At 52.9% G+C, this 2533-nt stretch carries 3 protein-coding genes; all 3 read left to right on the plus strand.

The features are described 5' to 3' along the window. Nucleotides 1–831, plus strand: an 831-nt coding sequence (locus tag D2U88_RS08745) for a bile acid:sodium symporter family protein (RefSeq protein WP_147378571.1), incomplete at its 5' end; no start/stop codon positions are given. Nucleotides 832–960: 129 nt separating this feature from the next. Continuing rightward, nucleotides 961–2010: a sugar kinase gene (locus D2U88_RS08750; RefSeq protein ID WP_119638423.1), complete on the plus strand. Its 1050-nt coding sequence runs from the start codon at nucleotides 961–963 to the stop codon at nucleotides 2008–2010. A 50-nt stretch (nucleotides 2011–2060) separates the two neighbouring features. Further along, nucleotides 2061–2533: beta/alpha barrel domain-containing protein (locus D2U88_RS08755; protein ID WP_119639978.1), on the plus strand; the 473-nt coding region annotated here is incomplete at its 3' end.

Below are 2533 nucleotides of genomic sequence, written 5' to 3' on the forward strand. Positions count from 1 at the left end.
TTGATCCAGATCATCATGTTCGGGATGGGGACCTCCATGAGCATCAAGGATTTCGCTGGGATCATCAAATCCCCAAAAGGGGTATTGGTGGGCGTGACCGCGCAGTTGGCCATCATGCCGATCATCGGTTATGTTCTGGCCAATATCAGTGGTTTTACCCCGGAGATTGCCGCGGGAATCGTTTTGATCGGTTGCTCGCCAAGCGGGGTCGCCTCCAATGTGATGGCCTACCTGGCCAAGGCCAACCTGGCCCTTTCCATTACCATCACCTCCATTGCCACGCTGTTGGCGCCTTTTGTCACCCCCTTGTTGATGAAGCTGTTGGCCGGTCAGTTCGTGGAGATCGATGTGTTGACCATGATGTGGAGCATCACCAAGATGATCATTTTGCCCATCGGTGCCGGATTGCTGTTCAATTATTTGTTGCACGGCAAGACCAAATGGTTGGATGATATCATGCCGATGCTTTCCATGTTGGCCATAGGCCTGATCATCATCGTGATCACTGCCGCAGGTCGTGATAGCTTATTGGACATAGGAGGGCTTTTGTTGCTGTTGGTACTGGTGCACAACCTTTTTGGTTATTTATTGGGTTACTGGTTTGCACGCTTGGTCGGTATGGACGAACGGGATTCACGGACGATATCCATCGAAGTGGGCATGCAGAACGGGGGGTTGGCCTCGGGGATCGCCAATTCGTTGGGCAAGATTGCCACCATGGGGCTTGCGCCGGCAGTCTTCGGTCCGTTGATGAACATTACCGGGTCCATACTGGCATCCTATTGGCACAAAAGCGCCCCAGAAAAAGTAGTATCCGAAATAAAAAGTTAATCAAAAGAATAGAAGAATTGATTGTTTGAGTTAGTTTAGTTTTTCAAGAAGAGCGTACCGCTTTCCCAAGTACGTTCTTCTTTTTCTCAAACAAAATGATATTTTAAGAACCAACTAACATAACAGCATATGAAAGGGACAAAAAAAGTGATCACGTTCGGGGAAATCATGTTACGATTGGCCCCTCCGGGGTTTTTAAGGTTTTCGCAGGCGAACCGTTTCGATGTGGTCTACGGCGGGGGAGAGTCCAATGTGGCGGTATCCCTGGCCAATTATGGTATCCCCGTGGACTTTGTCACCCGATTGCCCAAGAACGACCTGGGCGAATGCGCCCTGATGGAGATGCGCAAGCGCGGGGTCGGCACCGATAAGATCATTTTCGGCGGTGACCGATTGGGCATCTATTTTTTGGAAACGGGGGCGGTGTCCCGGGGAAGCAAGGTGGTGTACGACCGGGCCCACTCGGCCATGGCGGAGATCCAGAAGGGCATGGTGGACTGGGACAACGTTTTTGAAGGGGCGGGATGGTTCCACTGGACGGGGATCACCCCAGCCATTTCCCAGGGAGCGGCCGATGCCTGTATCGAGGCGGTAAAGGCGGCCAAAAAGCACGGGCTTACCATTTCCACCGACCTGAACTATAGGGCCAAGCTCTGGAAATACGGAGGGGACCGGGAGAAAATCATGACGGAACTGACGTCGTACTGTGACATTATTCTGGGGAACGAGGAAGATGCGGAGAAACATTTCGGGATAAAGCCCGAAGGGCTGGACATCACCACCCAGGGGGAACATGTGAAGGCCGAGGCCTTTCTGTCCGTTTGCCAGCAGATGATGAGAAAGTTCCCCAACGCCAAAAAGGTGATCACCACCCTGAGGGGGTCGCTTTCGGCCTCGCACAACACGTGGGCCGGGGTATTGTATGATGGGAATAATATGTTCACGTCCCCGGAATACCAGATCACGCACATTGTGGACCGTGTAGGGGGAGGGGATTCGTTCATGGGCGGATTGATCTACGGATTGCTCACATGGCCGGATGATGACCGGAAAGCGCTTAACTTTGCGGTGGCCGCCTCGTGCTTGAAGCATACGATTGTGGGCGATGCGAATCTGGTGACCGTTGATGAGGTGGAGAAACTGATGGGAGGCGATGCTTCCGGAAGGGTGGCCAGATAGGGCAAAAGTAAAAAAGGTAAAAGTAAAAGGACAAGGGTAAAAGAAACGATATGGCAAGATATTCAAGGATCGAGGTGGCACGGAAAATGGCGGAAACGGGCATGGTCCCCCTGTTCTACCATCCCGATGTGGAATTGGGAAAACAGGTGTTGAAGGCCTGTTACGATGGCGGTGCAAGGTTGATGGAATTTACGGCGAGAGGGGATTTTGCCCATGAGGTGTTCACCGAACTCAACAAATATGCCTTAAAGGAACTGCCGGGCATGATCATGGGGGTGGGGAGCATCACCGATGCCGCGGCCGCTTCCTTCTACATGCAATTGGGGGCCAACTTTATCGTGACGCCTTCCCTCAGGGAGGACATTGCCGTGACCTGCAACCGGAGAAAGGTCCTGTATAGCCCTGGTTGTGGCAGTCTTACGGAGATCAACCGAGCCGAGGAACTGGGGGTGGAGGTCATCAAACTGTTCCCTGGCTCCACCTATGGTCCCGGGTTCGTGAAGGCCATCAAGGGGCCACAACC

This window comes from Flagellimonas aequoris (assembly GCF_003584165.1).
In the GTDB taxonomy this organism is placed as follows: Bacteria; Bacteroidota; Bacteroidia; order Flavobacteriales; family Flavobacteriaceae; genus Flagellimonas; species Flagellimonas aequoris.

Coding starts and splice junctions, on each gene's coding strand:
- D2U88_RS08750 (WP_119638423.1), top strand. CDS start 961: ATGAAAGGGACAAAAAAAGTGATCACGTTCGGGGAAATCATGTTACGA.